The sequence below is a fragment of the Streptomyces sp. NPDC057702 genome (genome assembly GCF_042799315.1).
Taxonomy (GTDB): domain Bacteria; phylum Actinomycetota; class Actinomycetes; order Streptomycetales; family Streptomycetaceae; genus Streptomyces.
Map to the genome: position 1 here is coordinate 52506 of NZ_JBHVJC010000017.1, position 24485 is coordinate 76990.

Annotated in this window: 20 protein-coding genes and 1 pseudogene; 10 read left to right on the forward strand and 11 right to left on the reverse strand. The window is 73.5% G+C overall.

The features are described 5' to 3' along the window. Positions 1-162: 162 nt before the first annotated feature. From ACFVFR_RS15120 to ACFVFR_RS15130, 3 genes are read left to right on the forward strand one after another with little or no spacing between them, the layout of a single operon-like run. A complete protein-coding gene (locus ACFVFR_RS15120; RefSeq protein WP_383701472.1) occupies positions 163-1524 on the forward strand; it encodes an extracellular solute-binding protein in 1362 nt (453 codons plus the stop codon). Then, positions 1521-2435 (forward strand): carbohydrate ABC transporter permease, encoded by a 915-nt coding sequence (locus ACFVFR_RS15125; RefSeq protein ID WP_383701474.1) that lies wholly within the window; start codon positions 1521-1523, stop codon positions 2433-2435. Before ACFVFR_RS15120 ends, ACFVFR_RS15125 begins: the two co-directional genes overlap by 4 nt. A 5-nt stretch (positions 2436-2440) precedes the next feature. Continuing rightward, positions 2441-3361, forward strand: a complete 921-nt coding sequence (locus ACFVFR_RS15130) for a carbohydrate ABC transporter permease (RefSeq protein ID WP_383701476.1) — start codon at positions 2441-2443, stop codon at positions 3359-3361. A 61-nt stretch (positions 3362-3422) separates the two neighbouring features. Here the strand turns inward: ACFVFR_RS15130 and ACFVFR_RS15135 are convergent, their stop codons facing one another. Then, entirely contained in the window at positions 3423-3785 is a 363-nt protein-coding gene (locus tag ACFVFR_RS15135; RefSeq protein ID WP_383701478.1) for a DUF6204 family protein, read from the reverse strand. Positions 3786-3969: 184 nt separating this feature from the next. Between ACFVFR_RS15135 and ACFVFR_RS15140 the strand changes: the two genes are divergently transcribed. Beyond that, positions 3970-4785 (forward strand): SDR family oxidoreductase, encoded by an 816-nt coding sequence (locus tag ACFVFR_RS15140; protein WP_383701481.1) that lies wholly within the window; start codon positions 3970-3972, stop codon positions 4783-4785. Between the two features lie 113 nt (positions 4786-4898). Beyond that, entirely contained in the window at positions 4899-5708 is an 810-nt protein-coding gene (locus tag ACFVFR_RS15145; protein ID WP_383701483.1) for a HEAT repeat domain-containing protein, read from the forward strand. Positions 5709-5780: 72 nt separating this feature from the next. Here ACFVFR_RS15145 and ACFVFR_RS15150 read toward each other — a convergent pair whose 3' ends face one another. From ACFVFR_RS15150 to ACFVFR_RS15170, 5 genes are all read right to left on the reverse strand, one after another. Next, positions 5781-7028, reverse strand: coding sequence for a serine hydrolase domain-containing protein (locus tag ACFVFR_RS15150; RefSeq protein WP_383701485.1), 1248 nt, complete (start codon positions 7026-7028; stop codon positions 5781-5783). A gap of 153 nt (positions 7029-7181) precedes the next feature. After that, positions 7182-7484, reverse strand: coding sequence for a hypothetical protein (locus ACFVFR_RS15155; RefSeq protein WP_383701488.1), 303 nt, complete (start codon positions 7482-7484; stop codon positions 7182-7184). A gap of 101 nt (positions 7485-7585) precedes the next feature. Next, positions 7586-8380 carry a class I SAM-dependent methyltransferase gene (locus ACFVFR_RS15160; protein WP_383701490.1) on the reverse strand — a complete coding sequence of 265 codons (795 nt, stop codon included), beginning with the start codon at positions 8378-8380 and terminating at the stop codon, positions 7586-7588. Positions 8381-8512: 132 nt separating this feature from the next. Beyond that, positions 8513-9922 (reverse strand): hypothetical protein, encoded by a 1410-nt coding sequence (locus ACFVFR_RS15165; protein WP_383701492.1) that lies wholly within the window; start codon positions 9920-9922, stop codon positions 8513-8515. Then, the gene (locus tag ACFVFR_RS15170; protein WP_383701494.1) at positions 9919-10614 is read right to left on the reverse strand and encodes a hypothetical protein; all 696 of its coding nucleotides are present in this window, start codon (positions 10612-10614) and stop codon (positions 9919-9921) included. Before ACFVFR_RS15170 ends, ACFVFR_RS15165 begins: the two co-directional genes overlap by 4 nt. Before the next feature lie 368 nt (positions 10615-10982). Here ACFVFR_RS15170 and ACFVFR_RS15175 point away from each other — a divergent pair, with 368 nt between their 5' ends. Beyond that, positions 10983-11789 carry a S1 family peptidase gene (locus ACFVFR_RS15175; protein ID WP_383701496.1) on the forward strand — a complete coding sequence of 269 codons (807 nt, stop codon included), beginning with the start codon at positions 10983-10985 and terminating at the stop codon, positions 11787-11789. A gap of 239 nt (positions 11790-12028) precedes the next feature. On the opposite strand, the gene ACFVFR_RS15180 is transcribed toward ACFVFR_RS15175, so the two are convergent. Next, entirely contained in the window at positions 12029-13054 is a 1026-nt protein-coding gene (locus ACFVFR_RS15180; protein WP_383701498.1) for an ATP-dependent 6-phosphofructokinase, read from the reverse strand. Between the two features lie 428 nt (positions 13055-13482). Between ACFVFR_RS15180 and pta the strand changes: the two genes are divergently transcribed. The 3 genes from pta to pyk all read left to right on the forward strand — a co-directional run bounded on the left by pta (position 13483) and on the right by pyk (position 18252). After that, on the forward strand, positions 13483-15594 hold the full coding sequence (gene pta, locus ACFVFR_RS15185; protein ID WP_383701499.1) for a phosphate acetyltransferase: 2112 nt from the start codon (positions 13483-13485) through the stop codon (positions 15592-15594). Further along, entirely contained in the window at positions 15591-16748 is a 1158-nt protein-coding gene (locus ACFVFR_RS15190; protein WP_383701501.1) for an acetate kinase, read from the forward strand. Before pta ends, ACFVFR_RS15190 begins: the two co-directional genes overlap by 4 nt. 85 nt (positions 16749-16833) lie before the next feature. Further along, on the forward strand, positions 16834-18252 hold the full coding sequence (pyk, locus tag ACFVFR_RS15195; protein WP_383701503.1) for a pyruvate kinase: 1419 nt from the start codon (positions 16834-16836) through the stop codon (positions 18250-18252). Between the two features lie 152 nt (positions 18253-18404). Here pyk and ACFVFR_RS15200 read toward each other — a convergent pair whose 3' ends face one another. From ACFVFR_RS15200 to ACFVFR_RS15215, 4 genes are all read right to left on the reverse strand, one after another. After that, entirely contained in the window at positions 18405-19883 is a 1479-nt protein-coding gene (locus ACFVFR_RS15200) for a hypothetical protein (RefSeq protein ID WP_383701505.1), read from the reverse strand. Positions 19884-19974: 91 nt separating this feature from the next. Continuing rightward, positions 19975-20508, reverse strand: coding sequence for a DUF6114 domain-containing protein (locus ACFVFR_RS15205; protein WP_383701703.1), 534 nt, complete (start codon positions 20506-20508; stop codon positions 19975-19977). A 128-nt stretch (positions 20509-20636) separates the two neighbouring features. Continuing rightward, positions 20637-21257 (reverse strand): DUF6230 family protein, encoded by a 621-nt coding sequence (locus tag ACFVFR_RS15210; RefSeq protein ID WP_383701507.1) that lies wholly within the window; start codon positions 21255-21257, stop codon positions 20637-20639. A gap of 594 nt (positions 21258-21851) precedes the next feature. Continuing rightward, positions 21852-22817: a tetratricopeptide repeat protein gene (locus tag ACFVFR_RS15215; RefSeq protein ID WP_383701509.1), complete on the reverse strand. Its 966-nt coding sequence runs from the start codon at positions 22815-22817 to the stop codon at positions 21852-21854. Between the two features lie 320 nt (positions 22818-23137). Here ACFVFR_RS15215 and ACFVFR_RS15220 point away from each other — a divergent pair. Then, positions 23138-23758: pseudogene (locus ACFVFR_RS15220) on the forward strand (TetR/AcrR family transcriptional regulator); the annotation flags it as partial. Positions 23759-24485 lie beyond the last annotated feature (727 nt).

The following is a 24485-nucleotide window of genomic DNA, read 5'->3' on the forward strand; positions in this document are numbered from 1 at the left end:
GCCCGGGAGCGCTGCGCCGTACCGGTGGTCCGAGCCGTTCGGGAAGGTCGGAGTCATTGACCGACGCTCGGAGCGGCACGTACGGTCACCGGGCAGTCACAGCCGCGCCCCGTCGGCGCCTGTACAGCACCGCGGTGCGCTGTGCCCAAGGAGGCCGTGCCCGTGCGCCCCACCGCCCCCCTCGTCCTCGCCGCCGCCCTCGCCGTCGCGGCCACCACCCTCACCGGCTGTAGCGCGTTCGGTACCGACCCCCACACTCTGCGGGTCGTCTACCTGCGCAACACGGACAACAAGGTCCGCCACATGGACGCCTACCTGTCCCGGGTGAAGAAGGAGTTCGAACGCGCGCACCCGGGCGAGAAGGTCAAGCTCATCCCCATCCAGGCCGCCCAGCCCGACTACTGGGTGAAGATCCAGCAGATGATGCGCTCGGCGAAGACCGCCCCGGACGTGGTGTACGAGGACACGTTCATCATCAACTCCGATGTCGCCAGCGGCTATCTGCGCCCCCTGGACCGCTACCTGGCGCGCTGGCCCGACTGGGACCGCTTCCTGCCCCGGGCCAGGGCCGCGGCGCGCGCCGAGGACGGCCGCACGTACGGGGTGCCGGTGGGGACCGACACCCGGGGCCTGTGGTTCAACAGGAAGCTCTTCGCACGGGCCGGCCTGCCCACCGACTGGCGGCCCGAAGACTGGGACGCGTTGCTGGACACGGCCCGCGTGCTGAAGAAGCGGCTCCCGGACGTCACCCCGCTCAACGTCTACACCGGCAAGGGCCCGGGCGAGGCGTCGGTGATGCAGGGCTTCGAGATGCTGCTGTACGGCACCGGCGCCGACCCGCTCTACGACCCGGGTGCCGGGAAGTGGGTCGCCGGCGGTCGCGGGTTCACCGACGCGCTCGGCTTCCTGGACACCGTCTACGCCGAGGGCCTCGGCCCGCGCCCCGCCGACGCGGTGGACCCCAACATCCCCACCCGGGTCGCCACCGAACTCCTCCCCGAGGAGAAGGTGGCCATCGCGTTGGACGGCTCCTGGATGGGCCAGTTCTGGCTCGACAGCGGCGCCCGGCCCTGGCCCGCCTGGTCCAGGGACCTGGGCCAGGCCCCGATGCCCACCCAGCACGGCCAGCCTCCCGGCCGCGTCAGCATGTCCGGCGGCTGGACCTGGGCCATCCCCGCCAAGTCCACGAAGCCGGACCTGGCGTGGAAGCTGATCCAAACGCTCCAGAGCCGGCCCAACGCCGTCGACTGGACCCTGCGCGACGCGCAGATCGCCGTGCGCGCGGACGTCGCGGCCGACCGCCGCTACCTGACGTCGAGGCCGGGCGTCCGGTTCTTCACCGACCTGGTGCGCCACACCCACTACCGGCCCGCGCTGCCCGCCTACCCCCGGGTCTCCTCGGCCATCGGCGAGGCCATGGAGGCCGTGACCACCAGCGACACCTCACCGGCGGCAGCCGCCCGGGAGTACGACAGGGAGCTGGACTCGATCACCGACGGCAAGGTGGTGGACCGCGACCGATGACCACCCTCACCTCGCAGCCCCCCGCGCCGCGCCCGAGGCGCCGCGCCGCCTCGGGGCGGGCCCGCCCGCTGCGCTGGCTGCCGCTGACCCCGGCCACCGTGCTCCTGCTGCTCTTCCTCGGCGGGCCCATCGTCTACTGCGTGGCGATCGCCTTCACCGACATGCGGTTGACCGGCTCGTCGGAGACGAGCTTCGTGGGCCTGGACAACTTCCGGCACGCCTTCGAGGACCGGCACTTCCGCAACGCCCTCGTGCTGACCCTGGTCTTCACCGTGCTCTCCGCGCTCGTCGGCCAGAACACGCTGGGCCTGGGCCTGGCGTTGCTGATGCGGCGCGCCTCGGGCCCGGTGCGCACGCTCACCGGCTCCCTGGTCATCGCCGCGTGGGTGGTCCCGGAGATCGTCGCCGGTTTCCTGCTGTACGCGTTCTTCCGCGACGAGGGCACGCTGAACGCCGTGCTCGACCGGGCCCACCTGCCCTCCCAGGACTGGCTCTACAGCGCGCCCATCATCGCCGTGTCGCTGGCCAACGTGTGGCGCGGCACGGCGTTCTCGATGCTCGTCTACTCCGCCGCGCTCGCCGAGGTCCCCCGGGAGGTCACCGAGGCCGCCGAGGTGGACGGGGCCGGCGGCTGGCGGCGGCTGTGGCACGTCACGCTGCCGATGATCCGCCGCTCCATCGGCACCAACCTGATGCTCAACACCCTCCAGACGCTGTCGGTCTTCGGCCTGATCTGGGCCATGACCCGGGGCGGGCCCGGCAACCGGAGCCAGACGTTGCCGGTGTTCATGTACGACCAGGCGCTCCTGAAGGCCCTGATCGGCTACGGCACGGCCGTCGCCCTGGTCCTGCTGCTCGTCGGGGCCCTGTTCTCCGTCGTCTACCTGCGCCTGCTGCGTACGGAGGTGTGAGCGTCGTGTCCGCGTCGAGCCCGCCCGCCCCGCCCGTCACCGGTCCCGTCGCCGGCCCCGCGCCGGCCGGGCGGGTCCGCCCCGCCCGGCGCACCCCGGCCCACCGGCGCCGGCTGCGCCGCCGCGCGGGTGCGGACCTGGCGCTGCTGGCCGTGGCCGCGCTGTTCGCGCTGCCGCTGGTGTGGCTGGTGCTCGCTTCCGTCGACGGCGACGCGGGACTGCGGGTCGGGGCGCCGTCCCCCGCCACGCTGGACAACTTCGAGGCCGTGTGGACGCGGGAGACCACCTTCCGGCCGATGCTCAACAGCCTGCTGCTGTGCGGCGGGGCCACGCTGCTGACGGTGGTGTGCGCGGCGCTGGCCGCCTACCCGCTCTCCCGCTACCGCTCGCGGCTGGTCCGCCCGTACCTGCTGACCGTGCTGTTCGCCACCTGTCTGCCGCTGACCGCGATCATGGTGCCGGTCTACGCGCTGTACGTGCGGGTCGAGTTGATCGACAGCCTCCTTGGCACGGCGCTCTTCCTGGCCGCCACCCAACTGCCCTTCGCCATCTGGCTGATGAAGAACTTCGTGGACGGGGTGCCCCTCACCCTGGAGGAGGCCGCCTGGACGGACGGCGCGTCCTGGTTCCAGTCGCTGACCCGGATCGTCCTGCCGCTGACGGGCCCGGGGCTGACGGTCGTGACGGTCTACAGCTTCATCATGATGTGGGGGAACTTCTTCGTTCCCTTCATGCTGCTGCTCACGCCCGACCAACTGCCCGCGTCCGTGACCCTGTTCACCTTCTTCGGCAGCCGTGACTCGGTGGCCTACGGCCAGTTGGCGGCCTTCTCGACGCTCTACTCGACGCCGGTGATCCTGCTGTACGTGCTGATCGCGCGCCGGCTGGGCGGCGGGTTCGCGCTCGGCGGGGCCGTCAAGGGGTAGCCCTCCGCCCGCCGGGGGGTGGCCGGCGGGCGGGGCCGGCCGGTCGGCGGGGCGCGCCGGCTCAGTCGGCCTGGCGGCGGGCGGCCTCGCGCCGTCCGCGCTTGCCCAGCGGCGCCTGGGAGAGGTCCTCGGCCTGGGCACGCAGGTTCCGGTAGCCGTAGCCGCGCTCGCTCAGCCACGCCACGGCCGCCTCCCGGGCGCGTTCGGTCGCCGTCACGATGTCCTCCTCGGTCTCGCCGGAGTCCAGGAAGCGGAAGGTGAAGGCGGTGCGCGCGGCGATGTCGTAGCTCAGGTGGCCCTCGGGGGTGAAGGCCGCGCGCAGGACGTCGTGTGCCTCGGCGTGGGCCAGGAGTTCGGCGCGCTGGTCGGCGTCGAGGCCGTCGAAGACGCCACGGACGGTGACGCGGAAGGTGCGAGTGCTCATCGCCCGACCCTAGCCAGCGCGCACGGCCGGACTCCAGCGCGTTTTCCCCACCCGTCCGGGCGGCCGGACACCCCTTGACTTGAACCATAGTTCAGGTTCTACGTTCGCCGTACCCGCCCCACCCGGCGGGTCGGTCCGCGCCGTCGGGTGGGGCCGGGCGATCCACACGAAGGGTGAGGCATCCATGACGATTCTGGTGACCGGAGCGACGGGCAACGTCGGCCGCCACGTGGTCGAGCGGCTCCTCGCGCGGGGCCACCGGGTGCGGGCGCTCAGCCGCGACCCCGACCGGGCCGCGCTGCCGGCCGGGGTCGAGGTGGTACGCGGCGACCTGACCGACCCGCGCTCCCTCGACGCGGCCTTCACGGACCTGAGCGCCGCGCACCTGATCACCTACGACGCCGACCAGGGCGCGCTGACCACCGGCCCCGAACTCGCCGGGCTCGTCGAGCGGTCCGGGGCGCGGCGGGTCACGGTGCTGTGGAGCGGGTCGGAGGGCAGCGTGGAGCGCGCGGTACGGGCCGGGGCCACGCCCTGGACGTTCGTGCAGCCGGGCGAGTTCATGTCCAACGCACTGACCTGGGCCGACTCGATCCGTACCGAGGACGTGGTGCGCGAGCCGTTCGGGCGGGCGCGCAGCGCCGTCGTCCACGAGGGGGACGTGGCCGAGGTGGCGGTGCGCGCGCTGACCGAGGACGGCCACGCCGGCCGTGCCTACCCGATCAGCGGCCCCGAGGTGCTGACCGTCCCGCAGAAGGTCGCGGCGCTGGGCACGGCGCTGGGTCGCGCGCTGCGATACGAGGAACTCAGCGAGGAGCGGGCACGCGAGCGCTGGCGGGAGGCGGGCGCCTCGTCGGAGGCGATCGAGATGCTGACGGACTGGCACCGCGACCCGCCGCCCGAGGGGTACACCGTCGTGCCCACCGTCGAGGAGGTCACCGGCTGGCCGGCGCGCACCTACGCGCACTGGGCGGCGGAGCACGCGGACCGCTTCCGCTGAGGCGCCCGCGCCGCCCGGCCCGCGCACCCGTCGCGCGGGCCCCGCGCTCCGGGTCTCGCCCCCGCCCGGGCGCCCCGGGCGCCCCGGGCACGGATCGCCTAGCATGCCGGGCCATGGCGATGTTCGTGCACCTCACCTCGGCGGCCAACACGGCGCGCGTCCGGCGCTCCGGGCTGCGCGCGGCCAGCTTCGGGCAGGGTGACGCGCGCGGCGTGTACTGCTTCCCGGTGCTGCCCTCGTACCCGCTCACCCACCAGTGGCTGCGCGAACTGGCCCGCTTCGGCACGCGGGGCGGGCTGGTGGCCGTGCACATCCGCCTGCCGGACGAGGAGCCCGTACTGGTCGGGCGGTACGCGGACCGGGTGCGGGACGCGCAGCGCCGGGTGCCCGCCGCGACGGCGGTGCGGTGGGTGGCGGACCTCGCGGACCCGCGCGGCTGGGAGGTGTTCGTACCCCGGGCGGTCCGGGCGCGCGAGGTGCACCGGGTGCGCGCCGCGCCGCAGGGGGTGGGCTGGCGGTACGCGCCGGACGCGCACGGCCGGCGCCCCTGCACCTGCTTCGGCTGTCGGGTACGCGGCGAGTACGGCGGGCGGCGGCTGCGCGAGCGACTGCCGCACCCGCTGGACGGGCCGCCGCCGCCGGCCGCCGTCCTCCTGAGGCGGGTCGCGGCGGCCGGCGACCCGGGCGACCCGGCCGCGTTGCGCGAGGCGCTGCACTGGTTCGGCATGCGCCGGCGCGGCCCGGTGCCCCGCCTGGCCCACCTCGCCGCCCACCCCGACCCGGGTGTGCGGGCGGCCCTGGTCTGGGCACTGGCCAACTGGTCGACACCGGGGGCGGCGGAGCTGGTGGCCGCGCTCGCCGACGACCCGCACCCGGACGTGCGGGACGCGGTGGCCACCGTCACGGAGCTCGACGACGCCTGAGCGACGGGGTGGGACGGCGCGCGCCGAGCGGAGGGGGACGGGGGCCCTCGGCGCGCGCCGCGTCTGACCGGCTCAGCCGAGGATGGCCCGCATCTCCCGCTCGATGACGTCCGTGAACGGGATGTCGTCCTGGTTGCCGAGGACGACGCCGACCCAGCCGCTGCCGGGGTAGATGTTCCAGCTCGCGACGCTGCCGGGGTTGACGCCGGCCCGCCCGTTCACCCACTGCCCCTTCACGAGGCTGACCGGCATCATGTACGTCGTGAACCCGGCGTCGGCGGGGGCGGTGTGGCCGGCGGCCAGGCCGCCGCCCTGCGGGGCGAGCGGGATCTTGGGCTGGGTCAGGAGTTCGGCGTACGGCCGGTCCAGGACCGTGCCGTCGAACAGCGCGTGGGCGAACCGCACCAGGTCCGGCGCGGTGGCGAAGCCGCCGTCCCCGGGGAAGTCGATGAAGCTGCGGGCCGGGTTCTTGCCCAGTTGGTAGGGGTCCGAGCTGCCCTGGTCCAGGTTGCGTACGGCGTCCACCCGGCCGCCGCCGGCCACGCGCATGTAGGAGTGCGCGATGTGCGGGTCGGTGAGCCACTGCGGCCGGGTGTAGAACGCCGTGCCGCGCATGCCGCACCGCCGGAAGATGTTCTCCTCGACGTAGTCCCAGTAGGGCATCCCGGTCACGGCTTCCACGATCAGCGCGGGGATGGCGACCTCGGCGCCGGCGTGGTCGGTGGGCGTACCGGGCGGGGCCACCAGCTTGGACTGGCGGGCCCACCGCTCGTAGAACGCGCGCACCTCGTCGCGGCTCTGGAAGACGCGCTCCAGGTCTTCGTCCGGGGTGTTCATCCCGGAGACGCCGACGAGCATGTGGTGGATGGTGACCTTCTCGGCGATCTCGTCGGCGAAGCCCGTCAGATGGGTGCCCACCGTGTCCGAGAGCCGCAGCCTGCCCTGTTGGGCGAGTTGCAGGATGGCCACCGCGCCGAACGGCTTGCCCGCCGAGGAGAGGTTGAACGCGGTGCCCTCGTGGTTGCGGACGTTCTTCTCCTGGTCGGCCATGCCGTAGGAGCGCGAGAGGACCGTCCGGCCCCGGTGCGAGAGCAGCACCACGCCGGAGAACCTGCCCTGCGCGGCGAGCTTCGCCACGTACTGGTCGTAGGCCCCGCCCGGTCGGGCGGCCGGCGGGATCTCCTCGGTGGCGGCCGGGGCGGCGTACCCGGGCCGGGCGCCCACCACCTGCGCGCCGGCCGCCGCCACGCCGGCCACCGTCAGACCGCTCCACCCGAGCAGCCGCCGCCGGTCGATACCGTGCCCGGAATCCGAGCCCATGATCACGTTCCTCTCCTGGTCCCCGGACCGACCGTTGACGCGTGTGGCCCGTGGCACCACTCAAGACGAGGGGCTGTTGTCGTGGCGTATGCGTTTTTCCATACGCTCGCGATACGTCCAGCACGTCGGGGGCGGCGGCCGAGGAAGCCCCGACTAGGCGCGGTGGCCGGCCTGTTGGGGCGCTCCCGTGCCGTCGGGCTCCGCGTCGGCGCGGGCGGGCGGTGGTGGCCCCGCGCCGGCGGGGCCGCGTGCGGGTGGGCGGTCGCGGTACTGGATACGGGAGGCGGGGTGGTCGGGCGACTGCTCGGCGAGCGGCACGATGCGGTGTCGCGCCACGCAGTCGGGGCACGACCACACGGTGCCGCCGGGACCCGAGTTGACCTCGATGACGGCCACCGCGATGGCCCGGTCGGTCGGGCCCCGGTGGATGTTGCACCAGTTCGATCGTGTGCTCATGGTTCTCCTTGCCCCGTACGCGCTCAGCGACAAGGACGCGAAAGCGGGCCGTCGGGTCACAGCGTGGCGACACCGGATCACGGGCCGGTCGGGCGACGGTCTCAGGGCCGTGCGCGCCGCAGCACCGCCAGGTACTCGTGGTGCCGCCGCAGTGGCTCGCGGGCCGCGACGGGAGAGGCGCCCGGGGCGCCGGGCGGGCCGATCGCCTCACCGCCGACGACCACGTCCGCCAGGGCGAGCCCGGTCCCCTCCAGGAGCAGTGCCAGGTCCGCGGGCGTGTAGCAGCGCAGGGTCTGGCTGAACGCGCGCTCGGGTTCGGCCACCGAGCGCCAGGTGTCGGTGGCGGTGCAGGTCACGGGGTCGAAGTGGGTGCGTTCGCGCAGCTCGTGGTCGTAGCCGGCCGCCGGGTTGGGCAGCAGGTGTTCCTCGTCGCCGTCCCAGCCGGCCCAGACGAACGGGTTGAAGACGTCGACCAGCGCCACCCCGTCGTCGGTGAGCCAGTGGTCGGCGACGCGGCGCAGCAGCCGCCGCTGGTCGGCGTCGGTGCCCACGCCGAAGCCGTTCCAGTAGGTGACGGCGTCGAACCGGCCGTCCAGGCGGACCGCGTAGAAGTCGGCCTGGTGGACCGTCAGCGAGCCGGCCCCGAGGTCGGTGGCCAGGCCCTCGGCCTGGTCGGCGCGGTCGCTGAGCTCGACGGCGGTGACGGCGTAGCCGGCCCGGGCGGTGGCCACGGCCGTGGTGCCGTACCCGGCGCCCAGCTCCAGGACCCGGCGCGCGGCCGGGTCGGCGTACGCGCGCAGCAGGTCCACGCGCGCGGTGTCGCGCGCCGTGACCCGGGCGTCCGCCCGGGCCCACCAGGCACCGGTCACCGAGTAGAACTCACGTACCCATTCCATGGGGTGAGCCAAGCACACCAGGGCCCGCGCTCCCACCGCGTTTCGCCGGTCGCCGCGCCCGAACGGCCGCCGCCCGCCGACGGCACCTGGCCCGGTGGCGGGTCGGGCGCCCGACCCGCCACCGGGCGGCGGTCACGGTGTCGTGGGGGCCGCGCAGCCGTGCGAGGCCGCCGAGCGCCGGGCGAACTCCGCGAGCGCCCGCCGCTGGTAGGCCGCGTCGGCGCGCGGCTCGCGATCCCGTGTCCCGTCCCGGTCGTAGCTGTCGAAGTTCTCCACCTTCTCGGCGGTGAACAGCGCGCGGTCGCCCGCGCCGCACTCGGCGCTGCCCCACCACTGGTGCAGTTGCGGCACGTCCGCGTAGCCCGCGCGCTCGCGCGCGAAGTCCGGCCGGGAGGCGGACAGCCTGCCCTGGCTCCGCAGCACGTGGCGCATTTCCTCCGCGTACGGCCCGTACAGCGCGCGCAGCCGGTACCGCCACCGGGCCCCGTCCTCGCCGACCACGCACGCCTCGTACGGGGCGCGGGCGCGGGTGCTCTCCCACGCGTGCGGGACCCGGAGGCCGCCCCGGGGCGTGCCGGCGGCGGCGACCCCGGCACAGGTCCCGTCGGCGCCGCGCAGGGGCACGTACTCGCGCTCGTTGACCGGCAGTGGCACCGATGTCGGGTCCTTGCCCAGCCGCGCGTCACAACCCCAGTGCCGGGCGGCCTTCTTGGCGGTGGCGGTGGCCACGCGGGCGAAGGCGGCACGGCTGTCGGGGTTGTCCAGGGTGCTGTCCTCCTCCTCGACCCGCGCCGTGACCAGCAGGTCGTTCGGGGAGTCCGCGCAGTCCAGGACGACGGAGGTGTGGGCCGCGCGCAGTGCGTCGGAGCCCCTGTCGTCCGTGGCGAAGATCCCCGTCCAGCCGTCGCCGAGCGGCACCGGGGCCGGGCCCCGGGGCAGCGAGGCGTCGCCCTCGCCGAAGTGGCTCTCGTACGCGCCACGCGTGGGTACGCCGCTGACGGTGACCGTGACGGAGGCCTCGACGGTGGGCTTGCCCGCGTTGTACTCCAGGTCCCGTCGCACCGAGCAGCGCACCCGCAGCGATCCCTGGTCCTCGCCCCCGGCGAACGAGCCCGTGGCGCGCTGGCCGCCGTCGCCCTTCTTCAGCGGCCCGTCGCCGAGGATGGCCCGCGCCTCACGCTTGGCCAGTACGCCCTCGCACGCGCCGCCCAGCAGCTTGTCGTTCTTGTAGCGGTCGTAGCCGCCGCCGAACCAGTAGTGGGCACCGGCGGCCAGTCCCAGCACCACCACCAGCGCCCCGACCCGCCGCGCGGAGCGCCACCGCCGCGCCCGCGCCGCCTCCCGCTCGCGCGCCGTGGGGCCCTCGTGCGTGGCGGGTTCGGCCACGGCGTCCTCGCGCGCGCCGTCCTGGTCACTCGCGCCCGCCTCCCGTACGTCCGCGCCGTCCGCGCGCGCGGCGTCCCGGGGCGCGGGGTCGTGGGCGTCGTCCTCGGTCCTCGCGTCGCGGCCTGGCTCGGTGGGGGCGTCGTGGGGTTCGGTCACTTCGTCATCACCTCGTCGGGGCTCTGCCAGCGCGGGGACCCGCAGTGCTGCGAGGCCGTGATCATGTTGGCGACGCCCACCGCGGTGCGGGCCGGCACCAGGTGGTCGCGCGAGGTCAGGTCGCTGGCGAAGCCGGCACGCACCGGGTAGTCCACGCGTACCCGCAGGTCGTGCGAGAGGCGTACGCGGCCGTCGAGCCCGCCGGGGCACTCCAGCCGCAGCCACGCGGTGACCTCGCCGCCGTGGAGTGTCGCGTCGTAGGTCAGCTCGCCGCTGCCGCCGCGCGGCGCCGCCCAGGTGGCCACGGGCTCCACGAGCTTGCCGGGCGAGAGGTCCGCCTCCTCGCCGGGGAGCGCGGCCACCGCCTGGATACGCACCCGCGCGTCGGGCTCCCACGCGTCCCCGCCGCCGCCCCAGGCCAGCGTGCAGTCGATCAGCGCGCGGCTGGGCCGGCGGGGGTCGGCGAACACGCCGAACTCCTCGGCCCGCCCAGCGGAGTCGGAGGGAAGCAGGTGGCGCAGCTCGGCCGCCGGCAGCATGCCTCCGCAGAACTTCTCCAACTGCTCGCGGTTCTCGGCTAGTTGGGCGTCTCTACGCTCGGCGCGCAGCAGCACGTACGTCGTGATGCCGACCGCCACCAGTACCAGCGCCACCAGCCAGCGCAGCCACACCCAGCCCCAGAGCCTCCGCATTCCGCCCCCGTCGGTCCCGGCCCACCGGCCCGCACACCATCCCAGTGCGCTGACGGGTACCGGTCAACCAGCATCGCCAGGGTAAACACGGCGTGATCTTCGCGCGCAACCCACCACCCCCCACCGGCGCCCCACCCCCTCGCTCCCGCGCCCGCCCCGCGCGGGCCCGCGACGCCGACTCCCCGCCGCCCAGGCCCCATAGGCCAGCCGTATAGAAGGTTGGGATTGTTACGGAAGTGGCCCGGTGTCCCACAGTGAGTGGCGGCCGGGCGCCAGCCCGGCCCGGGAGGGCCGATCGCGCCACGGGCCGGTCGGGACGGACTTCTTCTCCCAGCGTTCCCCCCACCGTCTTTGGAGGACCACTCGTCATGAGGCTCCGCACCCTACTGCGCACCGCGCTCGCCCCCGCGCTGATCGCCGCCGCGGCCCTGTCCGCGCAGACCGCCCAGGCCGCCGACGGCACGCCCGAACCCACCGCGCCCAGCACGCGGATCGTCGGCGGCGGCCCGGCCAGCGAGACCTACTCGTTCATGGGCTCCATGCAGGTCCAGGGCCGCCACGGCTGTGGCGCCTCGCTCATCAAGAGCCAGTGGATGGTCACGGCGGCCCACTGCGTGGCCGGCCAGCAGCCCGGCAACTTCCGCATACGCATCGGCTCCAACGACCACACCAGCGGCGGCACGCTCGCCGGCGTCTCGCAGATCATCCGCCACCCCCGGTACGGGCAGGTCGGCCCGTACGACATCGCGCTGCTGCGGCTGAGCCAGCCCGTGGCCAACCAGCCGGTCGCCATCGCCGCCACCTCGCCGGCCGAGGGCACCGCCACCCGCCTGCTGGGGTGGGGCCAGACGTGCGGCACGCCCGGTTGCGGCGCCGCGCCGCGCGGCCTCAAGCAGCTCGACACGCGCATCAACCCGGACCGGATGTGCAGCACCAACTTCAACAGCGCCGTCGAGCTGTGTGTCTACGGCGGCCGGACGGCCACCGCCTGTTACGGCGACTCCGGTGGCCCGGCCCTGCTCAAGGAGGGTGGCACCTGGCGGCTGGCCGGCGCGACCAGTCGCGCGGGCGCCAACAGCCAGATCTGCGGCACCGGTGACGCCACCGTCTACACCGACGTGACCGCCCACCAGCAGTGGATCGCCCAGCAGACGGGCGGCCTGCGCACCAGCTAGTGACCGCACCTCGCAGCCGGCCCCCCGGGCCCGTTCCGCGCCCTCGCGGACCGGGCGCGGGGGCCGCTCACCCGGGAACGCCCCGCGCCGCAGGGCCGGTTGGGGCGCGGCGGCACCCGGGGCGGGCGTGGGACCCGGCAGCCGATCGGGGGCTCCGGGGCCCGGGGCGGGTCGGACGATCGCCACGGGGTCGCGTCCGCCCCGCTCCACCGGAGCGCGCGGGCGCCGGTGGCGGGCGGTCAGAAGACCGACTCGGCCTCGTCCATCCGGTCCGCCGGCACCCGCTTGAGCTCGGTGACCGCCTCGGCCAGCGGCACCAGCGCCACCTCCGTGCCGCGCAGCGCCGTCATCATGCCGAAGTCACCACGGTGCGCGGCCTCCACGGCGTGCCAGCCGAACCGGGTGGCCAGCACCCGGTCGTAGGCGGTGGGCGTGCCGCCGCGCTGGACGTGGCCGAGAATGACCGGGCGGGCCTCCTTGCCCAGGCGGTTCTCCAGCTCGGCCGCCAGCCGGTTGCCGATGCCCGTGAACCGCTCGTGGCCGTACTGGTCGATCGCGCCCTTCTGGTAGTCCATGGATCCCTCGGCGGGGTGCGCGCCCTCGGCGACGCAGATCACGGCGAACTTCTTGCCCCGCGCGAACCGCTCCTCGACCATCTTCACCAGGTCGGCCACGTCGAACGCCCGCTCCGGCAGGCAGATGCCGTGCGCGCCACCGGCCATGCCGGACTCCAGCGCGATCCAGCCCGCGTGCCGCCCCATGACCTCCACGACCATGACCCGCTGGTGCGACTCGGCGGTGGTCTTCAGGCGGTCGATCGCCTCGGTGGCCACACCGACGGCGGTGTCGAAGCCGAAGGTGCGGTCGGTGGCCGAGATGTCGTTGTCGATGGTCTTCGGCACGCCCACGACCGGCATACCCGCGTCCGCGAGCATCCGGGCCGCGGTCAGCGTGCCCTCGCCACCGATCGGGATGAGCGCGTCGATCCCGTACGAGCGGGCCAGCTCCTCGCAGTTCTCGGCGGCCTCGCGCAGCCGGGCGCGCTCCAGGCGGGCCGAGCCGAGGATGGTGCCGCCCCGGGCGAGGATGCCGCTGACGGCATCGAGGTCGAGGGGCCTGAACCGGCCGTCGAGGAGCCCCTTGAAGCCGTCCTCGAAGCCGATGACCTCGTCGTCGTGTCCGGCGACGGCACGGTGCACGACCGACCGGATCACGGCGTTGAGGCCGGGGCAGTCGCCCCCGGCGGTGAGCACTCCGATGCGCATCCTGGTCCTTCTCCTGCTCCTGGGGTTCCCCGTGGGCCGGGGCCGGGGGAGGTACATATGAGCTCGTCCGATTGTTTCACGGGCCCGAAGCTCCCGCGCACCCCACGAGTCATGCGCCATATCCCCGGCCCCGGGTAGTGTCAAGAGGGAAAGTCCGCCGGGGCGGGTGGTTCTTCGTTCGACTCGGCGGCAGCGGGGTGCCCGTCTCCCCCGGAGCGCCCCGCGCCGGCGCCGACGTACCGGCCGACCGGCGTGGGCCACGGAGCGACCGCGCCGCGCCGGGCGGCGGCGCCCCGCACGGCGGGCGGGCCGGCCGGCCCCGTGGCGTACGCCGCGCGCGGGGGGCGGGGCGCCGGGCCGCACCGTAGGACCAGCCGGGTAGCACCGGCGAGCAACAGCCGACGCAGCCGAAGGATCGGAGAGCACGCGTGACGCGCAGCGTGTATGTGACCGGGATCGACCGCGGTGACGGCCGCCAGGTCGTCGAGCTGGGAGTCATGGAACTCCTGACCCGCCACGTGGACCGGGTGGGCGTCTTCCGCCCCCTGACGCACGACCGGCCCGACCGGCTCTACGAGCTGCTGCGCGCCCGCTACCGGCTCACCCAGCCCTCGGAGACGGTCTACGGACTCGGCTACGACGAGGCCGCCACCCTGCAGGCCGAGCGGGGCACCGACGAGCTGGTCTCCGAGCTGGTCACCCGCTTCCACGCGGTGGCCCGGGACCACGAGTACGTGTTGGTGCTGGGTAGCGACTACGCGGCCACCAGCCTCCCCGACGAGCTGCACCTGAACGCGCGGCTGGCCAACGAGTTCGGCGCCGCCGTCATCACCGTGGTCGGCGGGCAGGACCAGAGCGCCGAGTCGGTGCGCTCCGAAGCCCGCAACGCCTACCGCGCCTACCAGGCGCACGGCTGCGACGTGGTGGCCCTGGTGGTCAACCGGACCGTGCCGGCCGACCGCGAGGAGATCGCCGGGCCGCTGGGCGAGCAGCTGCCGATCCCCTGCTACGCGCTGCCCGAGGACGGCTCCCTGTCGGCGCCCACCGTGCGCCAGGTGGTGCACGCGCTGGGCGCCGAGATACTGCTGGGCGACGACTCGGGGCTGGCCCGCGACGTACGCGACGTCGTCTTCGGCGGCGCCATGCTGCCCACCTTCCTGCCCGCCCTGACCGAGGGGGCCCTGGTGGTCACCCCGGGCGACCGAGCTGACCTGATCATCGGCTCGCTGGCCGCGCACACCGCGGGCGCCCCACCCATCGCGGGCGTGCTGCTGACCCTGGACGCCCGCCCCGGGCCCGACATCCTGGCCCTGGCCTCCCGGCTCGCCCCCGGCACGCCGGTGGTCTCCGTATCGGGCGGCAGCTTCCCGACGGCGGCCGAACTGTTCGCGCTGGAGGGCAAGCTGAGCGCGACCGTGCCGCGCAAGGCGGAGACCGCGCTGGGCCTGTTCGAGCGGCACGTGGACACCGCCGAGCTGACCGACCGCATCTCGGTGGCCCGCTCCGGCCGGGTCACGCCGATGATGTTCGAACACGAGCTCCTGGAGCGCTCGCGCTCCCGGCGGCGCCGCGTCGTGCTACCCGAGGGCACCGAGGAGCGGGTGCTGCGCGCCGCCGACGTCCTGCTGCGCCGCGACGTGTGCGACCTGACGCTGCTCGGCGGACAGGACGCGGTCCGCCGGCGCGCCACCGACCTGGGCATCGACCTGTCCGGCGCGCAGATCGTCGACCCGCACACCTCGCCGCTGCGCGAGCGCTTCGCGGAGCTGTACGCGCGGCTGCGCGCGCACCGGGGCGTCTCGTACGAGCTGGCCCACGACGTCGTCGCCGACGTCTCCTACTTCGGCACCCTGATGGTGCGGGAGGGCCTGGCCGACGGCATGGTCTCGGGGGCCGCGCACTCCACGGCGGCCACCATCCGGCCCGCCTTCGAGGTGATCAAGACGGCGCCGGGGGCGCAGATCGTCTCGTCGGTGTTCTTCATGTGCCTGGCCGACCGGGTCCTGGTCTACGGCGACTGCGCGGTCAACCCCGACCCCGACGCCGAGCAGCTCGCGGACATCGCCATCCAGTCGGCGGCCACCGCCGCCCAGTTCGGCGTCACGCCCAAGATCGCCATGCTGTCGTACTCCACCGGCACCTCGGGCTCGGGCGCGGACGTGGACAAGGTCCGCAGGGCCACCGAGCTGGTCCGCGAGCGCCGGCCCGACCTGCCGGTGGAGGGGCCCATCCAGTACGACGCGGCCGTGGACGCGGCCGTGGCCGCCACCAAGCTGCCCGACTCCCAGGTCGCCGGGCAGGCCACCGTGCTGATCTTCCCCGACCTGAACACCGGCAACAACACCTACAAGGCCGTCCAGCGCTCGGCCGGCGCCGTCGCCGTCGGCCCGGTCCTGCAGGGCCTGCGCAAGCCGGTCAACGACCTCTCGCGCGGCGCGCTCGTCCAGGACATCGTCAACACCGTGGCGATCACCGCCATCCAGGCCCAGGGCGAGGCGCCCACCGGCGCGGCCCCCGCAGAGAAAGCGTCCCGCACGTGAACCCCTCCCCCGACCGCACCCGGGTGCTGGTCCTCAACTCCGGCTCGTCCTCGGTCAAGTACCAGCTCCTCGACATGGCCGACGGCAACCGGCTGGCCGCCGGCATCGTCGAGCGCGTCGGCGAGGGCGAGGTACCCGACCACACGGCCGCCCTGGAACGCGTCTCCGCCGAGCTCTCCGCGCGGGGCCTTGGCCTGGACTCGCCCACGCTGGCCGCCGTCGGCCACCGCGTCGTCCACGGCGGCACCCGCTTCACCGAGCCGACGCTGATCACCGACGACGTGCTGGCCGAGGTCGAGAAGCTGGCGCCGCTGGCCCCGCTGCACAACCCGGCCAACGTGACCGGCATCAGGGTGGCCCGTTCCCTGCGCCCCGACCTGCCGCAGGTCGCCGTCTTCGACACCGCCTTCCACTCCACGATGCCGGAGGCCGCCGCCCGGTACGCCATCGACGTGGACACCGCCGACCGGTACGGGGTGCGGCGCTACGGCTTCCACGGCACCTCGCACGCCTACGTCTCCCGCGCCGTGGCCGACCTGCTCGGCGAGGACGTGGCCGACCTCAACACGATCGTGCTGCACCTGGGCAACGGGGCCAGCGCCTCGGCGGTGGTCGGCGGCGTGTGCGTGGACACCTCGATGGGGCTCACGCCGCTGGAGGGGCTGGTCATGGGCACCCGCTCGGGCGACCTGGACCCCGCCGCGATCTTCCACCTGGCCCGGGTCGGCGGCATGTCCGTGGACGAGATCGACATCCTGCTCAACAAGCACAGCGGGCTGATCGGACTGTGCGGCGACAACGACATGCGCGAGATCGGCCGCCGGATGGGCGAGGGCGACCAGGACGCGCAGCTCGCCTTCGACGTCTACGTCCACCGGCTGCGCAAGTATGTGGGCGCGTACACCGCGGTGCTCGGCCGGGTGGACGCCATCGCCTTCACCGCGGGCGTGGGCGAGAACTCGGCCGCCGTCCGCGAGGCCACGCTGCGCGGGCTCGGCGGACTCGGTATCGAGGTGGACACGGTCCGCAACGCGCTGCGCGGCAGCGGCGGGCGGCTGATCTCGACCACGGGCAGCCCGGTGGCCGTGGCCGTGATACCGACCGACGAGGAGCTGGAGATCGCCACCCAGACGTACCGGCTGGTCACCGCGTAACCGTCCGCGCGGCGCCGCCACCCGTTCGACCGGCCCGAGCGGCCCAATAAATTCCGCCCCGAAACAAACGGATAGGATCTGCCTCATGCGCCGTTCCAAAATCGTCTGCACCCTGGGTCCCGCCGTCGACTCCTTCGACCAGCTCAAGTCGCTGATCGAGTCGGGCATGAACGTGGCCCGCTTCAACATGAGCCACGGTTCCCACTCGGAGCACGAGGAGCGGTACCACCGTCTCCGCAAGGCGTCCGAGGAGACCGGCCGCGCGGTGGGCGTGCTCGCCGACCTCCAGGGCCCCAAGATCCGCCTGGAGACCTTCGCCGACGGGCCGGTGGAGCTGGTGCGCGGTGACGAGTTCACCATCACCACCGAGGACGTCGCCGGCGACCGGACCATCTGCGGCACCACCTACAAGGGCCTGCCCGGAGACGTCTCCAAGGGCGAGTCGATCCTCATCAACGACGGCAACGTCGCCCTCCAGGTGATCGAGGTGGACGGGCCACGGGTGCGCTCCATCGTCATCGAGGGCGGCGTCATCTCCGACCACAAGGGCATCAACCTGCCCGGCGTGTCCGTCAACGTGCCCGCGCTGTCCGAGAAGGACGTCGAGGACCTGAGGTTCGCGCTGGAGCTGGGCTGCGACCTGGTCGCGCTCTCCTTCGTCCGCGACGCCGCCGACGTACGCGACGTGCACCGGGTCATGGACCAGGTGGGCCGGCGCGTGCCGGTGATCGCCAAGGTGGAGAAGCCGCAGGCGGTGGCCAACATGGAGGAGGTCGTCGCGGCCTTCGACGGGGTCATGGTGGCCCGGGGCGACCTGGCGGTGGAGTACCCGCTGGAGAAGGTCCCGATGGTGCAGAAGCGGCTCATCGAGATGTGCCGCCGCAACGCCAAGCCGGTGATCGTGGCGACCCAGATGATGGAGTCGATGATCACCAACTCCCGCCCGACGCGCGCCGAGGCCTCGGATGTGGCCAACGCGATCCTGGACGGGGCGGACGCGGTGATGCTCTCCGCCGAGTCCTCGGTCGGCGCCTACCCGCTGGAGACGGTCAAGACGATGTCGCGCATCGTCACCGCCGCCGAACAGGAACTCCTCGCGCGCGGCCTGCAGCCGCTGGTGCCCGGCAAGAAGCCGCGCACCCAGGGCGGCGCGGTCGCCCGCGCCGCCGCCGAGATCGCCGACTTCCTGGGCGCCAAGTCGCTGGTGGCCTTCACCAAGTCCGGTGACACGGCCCGCCGCCTGTCCCGCTACCGGGCCCAGCAGCCGATCCTGGCCTTCACCACGGACACCCTGACGCGCAACGTGCTGACGCTGAGTTGGGGCGTGGAGACGTTCGTGGTCCCGCACGTGGACAACACCGACGCCATGGTGGACCTGGTCGACGCGGAGCTGCTGAAGCTGGGCCGCTACAACGACGGCGACACCATGATCATCACGGCCGGTTCGCCGCCCGGCGTGCCCGGCACCACCAACATGGTCCGCGTCCACCACCTGGGCGGCTGAGCCAGGCACCCCCGCCCGCGTGACCGTGGGCCGCGCCGCCGCGTGTGCGGCGGCGCGGCCCACGGCCCGTCACCTCTCCCGGTGGCGCGGCCCGGCCGTAGCGCACGGCGGGCGGCGGACACCTCGGCCCGTCGAACCCGCCCGCGCCCTGGTCACTTCCCGGTCTGGTACAGGTGCATGCCGGGCACCGTCAGCGTCCCGCCGAGCTGGCCCGCCTGCGTCACCCGCACCTTGGTGAAGAAGAGTTCGGGAAGCGTCAACGGCGGTGGCGCGTCGGGGCTGAAGGTGACCGGGATGATGCCCAGGAGGTTGCCCCTCAGCTCCTCCGTGTACATCGTCACGGTGCCGTCGCGCATCGTCGAGTTGCTGCCTTTACGCGCGTCGACATGGGTGTTCGTGCCGCCGGGACCGACGACCGTCTGCCGCAGGTCGCGGATGTCCACGCTGCTCGCGGTGAACTTCAGGACCAGCTTCTCCCGGCCGCTCCACGTCTTCACCTTGACGATGCCCTCGTAGTTCAGGCCGTGCAGGGCGAGCAGGCTGCTCTCCAGGATCCACGGCTCCTCGGGCAGCAGCGGGATGCCCTCCTCCAGCTTGGCCTCGCGCAGCGCCTTCGCGTCCCGGGTCGGACACGGGTAGGACCGCGGGTCGTCGGCCGAGGGCGGCGTCGGCTTCGCGCTCGGATCGGTCCCCTGCTGGGCGTCGTCCCCCGCGTCGTCCTTGGCCTCGTCCGCGCTCCTGGCGTCGTCGGTCCCGGCGTCGTCGGTCCCCTCAGCCCGCTCCGCCTGTTCCCGATCGGCCTTCTCGGCGGCCTCGCGCTGCGCCCGCTCGATCCGCTCCTTGAGCCGCGCGGCCTTCTCCCTGGTCGCGGCATCGGCCTCGGCGGCCTCGTCCGCGTCCTGGCCTGACGTCGCGTCAGACTTGTTCGGTGGGGCGCTCGTTGCCGTGCCCGCGTCGGTGTCGCCGTCGGCGTCAGCGCCCTGGCCGCCGCTGTCCGGGCGGGGGGTGGAGGTGCTGGGCGCCGGGGTGGCCGGCTCCTCGCCCTTCTTCCCGTCGAGCAGGTCTCTGATCTTGTCGCCCAGACCCAGCGGATCGAGCGGGTTCCGCGTCTCACTCGCGGACGGGCTCGGCGTGGTGCTCGGCCGCCGCGTCGCGTCCTGGGGCGCGGAGGTGGCGGGTTGGGGCCCGTCCGGCGCCGCCGGGGTCACCCGCTCGCGCCTGTCCGCCTCGGGTTCGGCCCGCGCCGAGGCGCTCGGGTCGGGCTCGCGACGATCGGCCGCCTCACCGCTGGGCGAGGGCGAACCACCGTGCGTACGGCCCGCGTTGGCCTCCTGGGACGGCTTCGGCTGCTGTCCGGCATCGGACCCGCCGTCCGGCTGGGGATCGCCCTTGGCCTCCCGCTTGGGGTTCTGCCGGGCGTCCCGCGCGGCCTCGTCGCCCTTCGGCCGCGCGTCGTCCTGCTGTTCCGGCTCGTCGGGTTGGGTGACGCAGGGGCCGGGCTTGAAGCGGTCCTTGGCCTGGGTGTCGGCCTGGGCGAGTTGCGGCGTGAGCCCCATGCCCATCAGCACGGCGGTCGGCATGGCGGCCAAGGCGATGGCCTTGCCCGCGGGCATCTGCAGTCGGTTCAGCATCGATTTCTTCGGGGCGGCGTGCCGCGGCCCCGTTCTGGCCCGGCGGCGAGTCTCGCCCTCCCGGCGGGTCTCGCCTTCCGGCGGCCCCTGTTCACCCCGCACGGTGCCTCCCATTCCTGGATTCCTGGTCCGTCGCGGTCCCGGCGTCCGCCGCCTCCCGAGCGTCCTCCACGCCCCGATCCGGCTCGGGCCCAACGGCCTGCGCGTCCTTCGTCGATTCCCCGGAGAGCACCTCACCGGGCGCCCACGAGACGCCCAGAGCACCGCCGAACAGCGCCAGCAGGAAGCCCACCAGGAAGCCCCCGAAGTTGGAGACGACCAGCGAGACCAGGCCCAGCAGGATCGCGGCGACCCCCGCGAAGACCCGGGTGGCGGACTGGAACCACATGGTCAGGCCCAGCACCACCAGCAGTACGCCGATGATCAGCGAACCCGAGCCGGCGGTGGTGGCCATCCGGATGGTCAACTGGCCCATGGTGAGGTTGGCGTACGGGAAGTACGCGATGGGCAGCCCGCCGAGCAGCGTCAGCAGCCCCGCCCAGAACGGGCGCTGCCAGCGCCACGCGCGAAACGTCGTCCGCCAGTGGCGAACCCGGTCACGCGCCCCCGGCGACCCGGCGCCCATCGAAACCCCCGGCGACTCGGCACTCATCGAAAACAGCTCCCTGGGGCTGGCGATCGCATCGTCGATCGCGGATGTTCACTGCGTGGGCACGGGGGTGAGGGGCGAGGCCCCCCACCCGCGTCAGTGCCTCAGTAGCACTCGTGCTTGCCCTTTTTGACATTCATGGACAGGCCCGAGAGCTTGAAGGTGCCCGCGCTGGTCGCCCAGGCGGTCTGCTTGACATCCTTCAACAGCGCCCTGTCGGCCTCCTGGGCGAACGAACCGGGGTCCGCCTTGTCACCCTTCTTGATGCCAGGGCCGTACTTCGTGTCGCCCGCCGCCACACCGATGTTGATGTCCGTGAACGTCGCATCGGCGTTCAACTGGTCGAGATCGATGTAGAGGTTCTTCGCCTCGACCGGCTTGCCCGCCTTCGTACCGGCCGACAGCTTCAGCGACACGTCGCCGAAGAGCGGGACCGGAATGACGACGGACTGGCAGAGATTCTTGATCGTGGCACTGTCGAACGCCGACACCGCGACGGGGACCTGCTTGCCCCCGTGCTGCGCGTCGATCGCGCCGTACTGGACGAACCCCTTGCCGTCGAGTTCTCCGGCGGTGACCTTGAACTGCTGGCCGGAGACGCTGAACGATGCCGCCAGCGCCCCCTGTGAGAGGGCCACGCCGATGGCGGCCGTCGCAGCGACACTGGGCACCATGACGACGGCGAACCGCTTCCATCTGGTCCCGCCACGAGCCAGGGACTCCATGACTTTCCTCCTTCTCGGACGTACATCCCCGGACCGGGGTCATCCGCTGTGACCACAGCGACCCTGGTCTGAGATGGGAGAAGTGCTACGTCCTCGGAAAGGAGAGCGCCCGCGCCGGGTGCGACGCACCCAGAACACCGGCGATCACCCCCGAGCGACAACCACTGCCGCGCTGGGCGCGCGGCCTTGCCGGACAGGCCCTGCCACGCGGGCAGAGACCCCCCTGTCCTGGAGGCCGGCTCGACTACCGCCGGCCCGCTCGGTGGGGACCCACGAACCCTCCACCTCCGGCTGGCTGCCGCGGCGTTGGAATGGACCGAGCTTGGCCGATCGTGGTCCATCCACGGCTTCGACACAAGGGGTTCATTACTTGCGAGTAACGCCCGGATAACCGAAGCGCCGCTGGCCGATATCGGCCGCACACACAGGGTCGCCGGCCCGCCGCCGGAAAGTAACGGATAAGCCGCTAAAAACCAGACATATAACCGGCGATCACTTACTACGAGTAACAGCGGTCGCGATTACCAAGTTTTGGTAAAGCGCGACCGCTGCGTCGTTTGGATCGAGGTGTGTCGACGGTGTGAAAGAAGCGGGTCAGAACAGCACGCGCGCGAGCGCGCCCCGGGCGGCGATCACGCGGGAGTCGTCTACGCCGATCACCTCGAAAAGCTCCAACAGCCGCAGCCGGGCGGTCTCCCGCTCCTCGCCCACGGTCCGCTTCACCAGTTCCACCAGGCGCCCGAAGGCGTCTTCCACATGCCCGCCGACCAGATCCAGGTCGGCCGCCGCCAGCTGCGCGCCCACCTCGGTGGGGCGATCCGCCGCGTCCTTGCGGACCCGCTGGGCGTCCAGTCCGCTCACCCGACCCAGCAGCCGGGTCTGCGCGAGGCCCAACTTGGCCTCCGCGTTGGCCGGCTCCTCGGCCAGCACACCCTGGTACGCCTGCTCGGCGCCGGCCAGGTCGCCCGCGTCCAGGGCCTGGTGCGCGGCCGAGAGCGCCGCGTCGTGCGGGCCGGGGGGCGGCTCGCTCGCCTCGGCGGAGTCCGCGAGCGCCTCCGGGTCCACCGGCGCGCCGACGATGCCGAACTGCTGCTCGGCGGCCTGGATGAGCTGGTCGAGCACCTGCCGGATCTGCGCCTCGGGCGCGGATCCCTGGAACAGCGGCACCGGCTGGCCGGCGACCACCGCGAAAACGGCCGGAATGCTCTGCACACCGAACTGCTGGAAGAGCGCCTGGTTCGCCTCGACGTCGATCTTCGCGAGGACGAACCGGCCCGCGTACTCCTGCGTCAGCCGCTCCAGAGTGGGGCTGAGCTGCTTGCACGGCCCACACCAGTCGGCCCAGAAGTCGATGACGACCGGGACCTCGGTGGAGCGCTGGAGGACCTCCTGCTGGAAGTCCGCCTCGTCAACATCGATCACCAGTCGCACGGAGCCGGGGGCCGCGCCCCCCTGGGCCGACCGCTGGGCCCGTGCCTGCTCCGCCTTCTGCTTGGCTTCCCCGGCCGCCTTCACAGCGGCGAGGTCGACTACTCCCATGGGCAAATTCCGTGGCTGCATGAGTACATCCTCCCCCTTCCGCGCGGCGATCGGAAAACACTTCGCGTCATGTGCCCACCAGGTCCCCCGGTAACGCTCCGCCGGCGTGCGGAGCGAGGGGCGGGCCTAGCGGTGACACCCCCGCGAGGGGTGTCGGGTGCTGGCGCCGGGTCCCCACCCGGGCCGTCAGGTTCGCTGGGCTGTGGCTGCCACTCTTTCGCTACGAGTCGTAGCGTAACTGGCAGCCCCCAGCCGCCGACAAGGCGCCCGAACGATACGGTTCGTGATCTCGCTCACGACGCCCCTCCCCGCCCTGGTTACCCAGGGGTAAGGTCGCCCGCATGCCGTGTCCCACGCACCGCCGCAGCTCCCGCCGCACCGGTCGTCCCCGCAGCACGGAGGCCAACCGCGCGATCCTCGACGCGACCCGCGCGGCACTGGTCGAGCTGGGCTGGGGAAAGCTGACGATGAGCGATGTCGCGGCCCGCGCCAAGGTCGCCAAGACGACGCTGTACCGGCGCTGGGCGGGCAAGAACGAGCTGGTCGTGGACGCGGTGGCGGACCTCTTCGACGAGCACCTGGAACTGCACGACCGGGGCAGCCTGTACGCCGACGTCGAGGGCGTGGTGCTCCAGTTCGCCGCGCTCCTGGAACGCCCGGAGACCAAGACGGCCCTGATGGCCGTGGTGGCCGAATCCACTCGGGACGAGGCGCTGCGCGACCGTATCCGCTCGGCGATCGTCGAGCGGCAGAAGCGACTGGTCCTGCTCGGCCGGGAGCGCGCCCAGGCGCGGGGCGAGCTCCCCGGCGACGGCGATCCGTCGGTGGCGGCCAGCCAGGCCGACCTGATCTTCGACCTGATCGCCGGCACGGTCGTGCACCGGTCCCTGGTGAGCGCCGAACCGGTGAACGCCGAGTGGGCCGCCACCTTCAGCGCCCTGGTGGTCACCGGCGTCCAGGCCACCCTCGGCACCCCCGCGAGCGCCTCTGCGAGTACGGCCACCACACCATCCCCACCCGCCACAGCCGACACCTCCGACGGCGCGATCCGCTGCGCCACCTGCGGCGCGGCCCTACCCCCCGCGCCGCCCCCCACCCCCACCGGCACGACACCGGCGGGCTGAGCCGGACCACGGCAGGGACCTGCTCCGCAGCCGACCCGGGCGGGGGCCGCGCGCGAGCCGAGCCGGAGGCCGGCCACCCACCCGGACCCGGCCGGAGCCCACCCGTGGGGGCCGCCTTCCCGCGCGCGTCAGATGTCGCCCTGTCGCGCCACCTGCCCTTTCCTGGCGCTGAGTTGACGCACGCGCCGAGTCGAGTCCGGTCGCGTTCCGCCGAGGTGGGCCAGGGGCACCGCCTACCGGGCTCGCCTCCGCTGCGCCGGGTTCACCCGCGCGCCGCCTCGCCCGCCGCCTCCACCCGCCGTGAGCCGCGCCCGTCCACGTAGCAGCCACCGCTCCACGCGAGCGCACTCCCCACGCCGCAGGTCCGCACGTGGACACACTCCCCCGCGCCCCACATCCCGCCCTGCCGCGCGGGGTTCGCTCGCGCGACGGCCATCGCCCCGCACGCCACGCACGCCCCACCGCCTCACGCGCCCAGCGCGCCCGCGCGTCACGTCCCGCGCTGTCGGGCCGAGTTCGCGTCCCAGCGTGGCCCGAACAGGGCTCCGTCCACGGCCCCGCCGCC

Coding starts and splice junctions, on each gene's coding strand:
- ACFVFR_RS15125 (WP_383701474.1), top strand. CDS start 1,521: ATGACCACCCTCACCTCGCAGCCCCCCGCGCCGCGCCCGAGGCGCCGC.
- ACFVFR_RS15135 (WP_383701478.1), bottom strand. CDS start 3,785: ATGAGCACTCGCACCTTCCGCGTCACCGTCCGTGGCGTCTTCGACGGC.
- ACFVFR_RS15140 (WP_383701481.1), top strand. CDS start 3,970: ATGACGATTCTGGTGACCGGAGCGACGGGCAACGTCGGCCGCCACGTG.
- ACFVFR_RS15145 (WP_383701483.1), top strand. CDS start 4,899: ATGGCGATGTTCGTGCACCTCACCTCGGCGGCCAACACGGCGCGCGTC.
- ACFVFR_RS15150 (WP_383701485.1), bottom strand. CDS start 7,028: ATGGGCTCGGATTCCGGGCACGGTATCGACCGGCGGCGGCTGCTCGGG.
- ACFVFR_RS15155 (WP_383701488.1), bottom strand. CDS start 7,484: ATGAGCACACGATCGAACTGGTGCAACATCCACCGGGGCCCGACCGAC.
- ACFVFR_RS15160 (WP_383701490.1), bottom strand. CDS start 8,380: ATGGAATGGGTACGTGAGTTCTACTCGGTGACCGGTGCCTGGTGGGCC.
- ACFVFR_RS15170 (WP_383701494.1), bottom strand. CDS start 10,614: ATGCGGAGGCTCTGGGGCTGGGTGTGGCTGCGCTGGCTGGTGGCGCTG.
- ACFVFR_RS15175 (WP_383701496.1), top strand. CDS start 10,983: ATGAGGCTCCGCACCCTACTGCGCACCGCGCTCGCCCCCGCGCTGATC.
- ACFVFR_RS15180 (WP_383701498.1), bottom strand. CDS start 13,054: ATGCGCATCGGAGTGCTCACCGCCGGGGGCGACTGCCCCGGCCTCAAC.
- pyk (WP_383701503.1), top strand. CDS start 16,834: ATGCGCCGTTCCAAAATCGTCTGCACCCTGGGTCCCGCCGTCGACTCC.
- ACFVFR_RS15200 (WP_383701505.1), bottom strand. CDS start 19,883: ATGCTGAACCGACTGCAGATGCCCGCGGGCAAGGCCATCGCCTTGGCC.
- ACFVFR_RS15205 (WP_383701703.1), bottom strand. CDS start 20,508: ATGGGCGCCGGGTCGCCGGGGGCGCGTGACCGGGTTCGCCACTGGCGG.
- ACFVFR_RS15210 (WP_383701507.1), bottom strand. CDS start 21,257: ATGGAGTCCCTGGCTCGTGGCGGGACCAGATGGAAGCGGTTCGCCGTC.
- ACFVFR_RS15215 (WP_383701509.1), bottom strand. CDS start 22,817: ATGCAGCCACGGAATTTGCCCATGGGAGTAGTCGACCTCGCCGCTGTG.